The organism is Pseudomonas fakonensis, from assembly GCF_019139895.1.
Taxonomy (GTDB): Bacteria; Pseudomonadota; Gammaproteobacteria; order Pseudomonadales; family Pseudomonadaceae; genus Aquipseudomonas; species Aquipseudomonas fakonensis.
This window is the reverse complement of record NZ_CP077076.1, coordinates 566,291-572,500: the sequence shown is the minus strand read 5'-3', so window position 1 is coordinate 572,500 and position 6,210 is coordinate 566,291. Positions and strand designations below refer to the sequence as shown.

Annotated in this window: 6 protein-coding genes; 3 read left to right on the top strand and 3 right to left on the bottom strand. The window is 63.0% G+C overall.

Translation table 11 applies throughout. The features are described 5' to 3' along the window. Positions 1 to 99: 99 nt before the first annotated feature. On the bottom strand, positions 100 to 1,299 hold the full coding sequence (gene tyrS, locus KSS94_RS02470; RefSeq protein WP_217841523.1) for a tyrosine--tRNA ligase: 1,200 nt from the start codon (positions 1,297 to 1,299) through the stop codon (positions 100 to 102). Between the two features lie 213 nt (positions 1,300 to 1,512). On the opposite strand from tyrS, the gene KSS94_RS02465 reads away from it, so the two are divergent. Both KSS94_RS02465 and KSS94_RS02460 read left to right on the top strand, forming a co-directional pair. Further along, entirely contained in the window at positions 1,513 to 2,928 is a 1,416-nt protein-coding gene (locus tag KSS94_RS02465) for a peptidoglycan DD-metalloendopeptidase family protein (RefSeq protein WP_217841522.1), read from the top strand. Positions 2,929 to 2,931: 3 nt separating this feature from the next. Then, complete coding sequence (locus KSS94_RS02460) at positions 2,932 to 4,023, top strand: anhydro-N-acetylmuramic acid kinase (protein WP_217841521.1); 1,092 nt, start codon at positions 2,932 to 2,934, stop codon at positions 4,021 to 4,023. A gap of 61 nt (positions 4,024 to 4,084) precedes the next feature. Here the strand turns inward: KSS94_RS02460 and erpA are convergent, their stop codons facing one another. Further along, positions 4,085 to 4,435, bottom strand: a complete 351-nt coding sequence (gene erpA, locus KSS94_RS02455) for an iron-sulfur cluster insertion protein ErpA (RefSeq protein WP_050703544.1) — start codon at positions 4,433 to 4,435, stop codon at positions 4,085 to 4,087. 145 nt (positions 4,436 to 4,580) lie between these two features. Continuing rightward, positions 4,581 to 5,615, bottom strand: a complete 1,035-nt coding sequence (gene argC / locus KSS94_RS02450) for an N-acetyl-gamma-glutamyl-phosphate reductase (RefSeq protein ID WP_217841520.1) — start codon at positions 5,613 to 5,615, stop codon at positions 4,581 to 4,583. Positions 5,616 to 5,755: 140 nt separating this feature from the next. Between argC and hemJ the strand changes: the two genes are divergently transcribed. Continuing rightward, positions 5,756 to 6,181 (top strand): protoporphyrinogen oxidase HemJ, encoded by a 426-nt coding sequence (gene hemJ, locus KSS94_RS02445; RefSeq protein WP_217841519.1) that lies wholly within the window; start codon positions 5,756 to 5,758, stop codon positions 6,179 to 6,181. Positions 6,182 to 6,210 lie beyond the last annotated feature (29 nt).

The window sequence follows — 6,210 nt, the reverse complement described above, 5'->3', positions numbered from 1 at the left end:
CCAGTCAGCCCCGCCTCTATATAGGAATATAGGAGGCAAAAAAACAAAACGGGGAGGCCTCTCGGCCTCCCCGCTTCTATATAGCTACACCGCCGCCAACTACTCAGCCTTCAGCGTAACCCTGCCAAACGCCTTCTTGCCCGCCTGGCACACATGGGTCGCACCCAGAACGAACATGAAGTCACGATCAACCACAGCACCATCAACCTTGACCGCACCACCCGCCAGCAGATCCCGCGCCTGTGCCGAGTTCTTCACCAGGCCAGCCCGATTCAACACCGCCGCGATCGGCAGATTTTCAGCCGCAGCCACCTCGATCTCCGGCAGGTCTTCCGGCAGCTCGCCTTCCTTCATGCGGTTACCCGCAGCGCGGTGAGCATTGGCCGCAGCCTCCTCACCATGGAAACGCGCCACAATCTCTTCGGCCAGCTTGATCTTGATGTCACGCGGGTTGGCGCCATTGGCGACATCCGCCCGGAACTGCTCGATCTCTCCCATCGAACGGAAGCTCAGCAGCTCGAAGTAACGCCACATCAAGGTATCCGGAATCGACACCAGCTTGCTGTACATCACCCCAGGGGCTTCCTGGATGCCGACATAATTGCCCAGCGACTTGGACATCTTCTTCACGCCATCCAGCCCTTCGAGCAGCGGCATGGTGACGATGTTCTGCGCCTCCTGCCCATAGGCGCGCTGCAGCTCGCGACCCATCAGCAGATTGAATTTCTGGTCGGTACCGCCCAGTTCGACGTCAGCCTTCAGCGCTACCGAGTCGTAACCCTGCACCAGCGGATAGAGGAACTCATGGATCGCGATCGGCTGGTTGGTGGTGTAACGCTTGTCGAAGTCATCACGCTCAAGCATGCGCGCAACGGTGTACTGCGACGCCAGGCGAATGAAATCGGCCGGGGTCAGCGTGTCCATCCAGGTGGAGTTGAACGCGACTTCGGTCTTGGCCGGGTCGAGAATCTTGAACACCTGCTGTTTATACGTCTCGGCGTTGTCCAGCACCTGTTCGCGGGTCAGCGGCGGGCGGGTGGCGCTCTTGCCGCTCGGGTCACCGATCATGCCGGTGAAATCGCCGATCAGGAAGATCACCTGATGGCCCAGTTCCTGGAACTGGCGCAGCTTGTTGATCAGCACCGTGTGCCCCAGGTGCAGGTCAGGCGCAGTAGGGTCGAAGCCCGCCTTGATGCGCAGTGGTTGGCCGCGCTTGAGCTTCTCCACCAGTTCAGACTCGACCAATACCTCTTCCGCACCGCGCTTGATAAGCGCCAGCTGCTCTTCAACCGACTTCATAGACAGACCCGCAAGGCTCAGATTCAAGGGGAGCCAACCATACAAGATCGGCCATCAAATACAAGTTTCGCAAAGGAATGTGACCCGAACAGCGTAGCGTAACGTCTACGCGCCCTTGCGTGAGAATGGATTTGGTTATATTTTATACAGTTATTTCATCTTCATCATGTCATTCATCTTTTCCATTTCACCTTTTTCAAAGTCACCTTATCTATGACCAACGAAACGCCTAAAGCGCCCCCGCTTTATCCGAAAAGCCATCTGTTGGCCGCCAGCGGCATTGCCGCGCTGCTCAGCCTGGCCCTGCTGGTGTTCCCTTCCAGTGAAGTGGAAGCCAAGAAAACCACCCTGAACCTCGAGCTGGAAAGCCCGTCCGAGCAACTCAAGGACGAATCCCGCGCCGCTCCGCTGGTGCAAGCTCAACAGAACAGCGACTCGCCGTTCGCCCAGATCGAAGGCGACCAGGCACAAACCGCCGACAAAAAAGCCGAGCCCGCAGCCGTCGCCAAACAGGAAGACAAGGCCCCCGGCCACCGCGAAGTGGTGGTTGCCCGCGGTGACACCCTCTCCACCCTGTTCAACAAGGTCGGCCTACCGGCCAACGTGGTCCACGACGTGCTGGCCAGCAACAAGCAGGCCAAGCAGTTCAGCCAGCTCAAGCATGGCCAGGTGCTGCAGTTCGAACTGGACAAGGACGGCCAACTGGCCAGCCTGCACAGCCAGGTCAGCACCCTCGAGAGCATCCGCCTGACCCGCACCGACAAGGGCTACAGCTTCGATCGCGAAGTCACCAAGCCTGTGGTGCGCACTGCCTACGCCCATGGCGTGATCAAAAGCTCGCTGTCGGCTTCCGCCCAGCGCGCCGGCCTGTCCCACAGCATGACCATGGACATGGCGCGCATCCTCGGCTACGACATCGACTTCGCCCAGGACATCCGCCCTGGCGACGAATTCGACGTGGTCTACGAGCAGAAGATGATCGACGGCAAGGTGGTCGGCACCGGCAACATCCTCTCCGCGCGCTTCACCAACCGCGGCAAGACCTACACCGCCGTGCGCTACACCAACAAGCAGGGCAACACCAACTACTACACCGCCGACGGCAACAGCCTGCGCAAGGCGTTCATCCGTACCCCGGTAGACTTCGCCCGCATCAGTTCGCGTTTCTCCGCAGGCCGCAAGCACCCGATCCTGAACAAGATCCGCGCCCACAAGGGCGTCGACTACGCCGCCCCACGCGGCACACCGATCAAGGCAGCCGGCGATGGCCGCATCGAGCTGGCCGGCCGCCGTGGCGGTTACGGCAATACCGTGATCATCGCCCACGGCAACGCCTACAAGACGCTGTACGGCCACATGCAAGGCTTCGCCAAGGGCATCAAGACCGGCAGCATGGTCAAGCAGGGCCAGGTGATCGGCTACATCGGCACCACCGGCCTGTCTACCGGCCCGCACCTGCACTACGAGTTCCAGGTCAACGGTGTGCACGTCGACCCGTTGAGCCAGAAGGTGCCGATGGCCGACCCGATCGCCAAGGCCGAGCGCGCCCGCTTCAACCAGCAGAGCCAGCCCCTGATCGCCCGTATGGACCAGGAAAAGGCCACCCTGCTCGCCGCCAACAAGCGCTGACCCATGGCGCTTTATATAGGGGTGATGTCCGGCACCAGCCTCGACGGCCTGGACATCGCCCTGATCGAACAGCACGAGCAGCCCCGGCTGCTCGCCACTCATTACATCCCCATGCCGGCCGACCTGCGCCAGGCCCTGCTCGCCCTGTGCGCCAGCGGCCCGGACGAAATCGCCCGCGCAGCCTTGGCAGAAAACCGCTGGGCAACCCTGGCTGCCGAAGGCATCAACCACCTGCTCGGCAAACAAGGCCTGCAGGCCGACGCCATCCGCGCCATCGGCAGCCACGGCCAGACCATCCGCCACGAACCCGCCCGCGGCTTCACCGTGCAAATCGGCAACCCGGCCCTGCTGGCCGAGCTTACCGGCATCTGCGTAGTCGGCGACTTCCGCCGCCGCGACGTGGCGGCCGGCGGCCAGGGCGCACCCTTGGTGCCAGCCTTCCATGAAGCGCTGTTCGGCCACATCGGCCAACGCCTGGCAGTATTGAACGTGGGTGGTTTCAGCAACCTCAGCCTGATCGAACAGGACCAACCAGTGCACGGCTTCGACTGTGGCCCTGGCAACGTACTGATGGATGCCTGGATCGAGCGCAAGCGCGGCCAGGTGTATGACGCCGGGGGCAGCTGGGCAGCCAGCGGCACTCCTCAAGCCGACTTGCTGAACAGCCTGTTGAGCGACCCGTTCTTCGCCGGCAGCGGCCCGAAGAGCACCGGCCGCGAGGTATTCAACCTGCCATGGCTGGATGGCCACCTCGCGCAGTTGCCGCAGTACCGCGACGAAGACGTACAGGCCACCCTGCTCGAACTCACCGCCCGCAGCATCGTCGATTCGTTGCGCCAGGCCCAGCAGGGCACCGAAGCGCTGCTGGTATGCGGTGGCGGCGCGCGCAACGCCGCCTTGATGGCCCGCCTGGGCACGCTGCTACCGGCAGCCCAGGTCGCCAGCACCGCGGCCCACGGCGTCGACCCGGACTGGGTCGAGGGCATGGCCTTCGCCTGGTTGGCCCACTGCTGCCTCGATGGCATCCCTGCCAACCGCCCGAGCGTCACCGCCGCCAAAGGGCTGCGAATCCTCGGCGCCATTTACCCCGCGTAAGCAAACCGCAAAATGCAAAACGCCGCGCAATTGCGCGGCGTTTTGCATTACAGCCTGCCGATCAGATCGAGAACGACGAACCGCACCCGCAGGTGGTGGTGGCGTTAGGGTTCTTGATCACGAAACGCGAACCTTCCAGACCTTCCTGGTAGTCCACTTCGGCGCCAGCCAGGTACTGGTAGCTCATCGGGTCGACCACCAGCGCCACGCCCTCGCGCTCGACGATGGTGTCGTCATCAGCCACGTCCTCATCGAAGGTGAAGCCGTACTGGAAGCCCGAGCAACCGCCGCCGGTGACGAAGACGCGCAGTTTCAGGCGCTCATTGCCCTCTTCGCTGACCAGGGTCTTCACCTTGTGGGCAGCGCCTGGGGTGAACTCCAAAGCCGTGGGGGTGAAGGTTTCGACGCTCATGCTGATTCTCCCGGCGTGGTGCCGCCATAAAACTCGATGGGGCGTATTATCCGCTTGTCCGAGAAAATCGGTCAAGAATTGTGCGGCTTTGGTCGCCCCCAATGAAAAGGCCCGCACTCGGCGGGCCTTCTCGTGCAACCTGCGCTTACGGCAGCAGGCCGGCGTGGGACAGGCCCATGCGTTCGTCCAGGCCGAACAGGATGTTGAGGTTCTGCACCGCCTGCCCCGACGCGCCCTTGACCAGGTTGTCGATGACCGACAGCACCACCACCAGGTCGCCGCCCTGCGGGCGATGAACGGCAATTCGGCACACGTTGGCACCACGCACACTGCGGGTTTCCGGGTGGCTGCCGGCCGGCATCACATCGACGAACGGTTCATTGGCATAACGCTTCTCGAACAGCGCCTGCAGGTCGACCGAGGTGTCGACGACATTGGCGTACAGCGTGGCGTGGATGCCACGGATCATCGGCGTCAGGTGCGGCACGAAGGTCAGGCCGATATCCTTGCCTGCCGCCAGGCGCAGGCCCTGGCTGATTTCCGGCAAGTGGCGGTGGCCCTTGACCGCATAGGCCTTCATGCTCTCGCCGGCTTCGCAGAACAGCGAACCCACCGCAGCACCACGGCCGGCGCCGCTGACACCCGACTTGCAGTCGGCAATCAGCCGGGACGGGTCGGCCAGGCCCGCTTCCAGCAGCGGCAGGAAGCCCAGCTGGGTGGCGGTCGGGTAGCAGCCCGGCACGGCAATCAGGCGCGCCTGGCGGATTTTCTCGCGGTTGACCTCCGGCAGGCCGTACACCGCGTCAGCCAGCAGCTCTGGCGCGCCATGGGGCTGGCCGTACCACTTGCCCCACTCCACCGCATCCTGCAGGCGGAAATCCGCAGACAGGTCGATGACCTTGGTGCCGGCCGCCAGCAGCTCGCCGGCCAAGGCATGGGCCACGCCGTGCGGGGTGGCGAAGAACACCACGTCGCAAGCGCCGAGGGCTTTGCTGTCCGGCACGCTGAAGCACAGCCCGTCATAGTGGCCGCGCAGGTTCGGGTACATGTCGGCAACCGCCACACCCGCCTCGGAACGCGAGGTAATGACCGCAACTTCCGCCTGTGGGTGCTGCGCCAGCAGACGCAGCAGTTCGACACCGGTGTACCCCGTGCCGCCGACGATACCGACCTTGATCATAACGCTTGCCCCTTATCAACGAGCCGACTGGAAAGCGCACGATAATAGGGGCGCAAGGCGTCTGTAACAACTCTCTGCATGACCCTTCGGCGCCTGGCCACTACTATTCGGACGACCGTGAAAACCTGAAGGAACCGTTCATGCTTTATCTATGGATCAAAGCGCTGCATATCGTCAGCGTGGTCTGCTGGTTCGCCGGCCTGTTCTACCTGCCGCGCCTGTTCGTCTACCACGCCCAGAGCAGCGACAGCATCAGCCTGGACCGCTTCATCACCATGGAGCGCAAGCTGTACCGCGGCATCATGAACCCGGCGATGATCGCCACCTATGTGTTCGGCGGCTGGATGCTCTACCTCAACCCCGGCTGGCTGAGCCAGGGCTGGCTGCACGCCAAGCTCACCCTGGTGGCCGTGCTCACCGTCTACCATCACATGTGCGGCGCCCAGCGCAAACGCTTCGCCGCCGGCACCAACACCCGCAGCCACGTGTACTACCGCTGGTTCAACGAAGTGCCGGTGCTGATTCTGCTGGGCATCGCCATTCTGGTGGTGGTCAAGCCGTTCTGAATATTGCCCATCGTTTACAGGAGTAACCC

Coding starts and splice junctions, on each gene's coding strand:
- tyrS (WP_217841523.1), bottom strand. CDS start 1,299: ATGAAGTCGGTTGAAGAGCAGCTGGCGCTTATCAAGCGCGGTGCGGAA.
- KSS94_RS02465 (WP_217841522.1), top strand. CDS start 1,513: ATGACCAACGAAACGCCTAAAGCGCCCCCGCTTTATCCGAAAAGCCAT.
- KSS94_RS02460 (WP_217841521.1), top strand. CDS start 2,932: ATGGCGCTTTATATAGGGGTGATGTCCGGCACCAGCCTCGACGGCCTG.
- erpA (WP_050703544.1), bottom strand. CDS start 4,435: ATGAGCGTCGAAACCTTCACCCCCACGGCTTTGGAGTTCACCCCAGGC.
- hemJ (WP_217841519.1), top strand. CDS start 5,756: ATGCTTTATCTATGGATCAAAGCGCTGCATATCGTCAGCGTGGTCTGC.
- argC (WP_217841520.1), bottom strand. CDS start 5,615: ATGATCAAGGTCGGTATCGTCGGCGGCACGGGGTACACCGGTGTCGAA.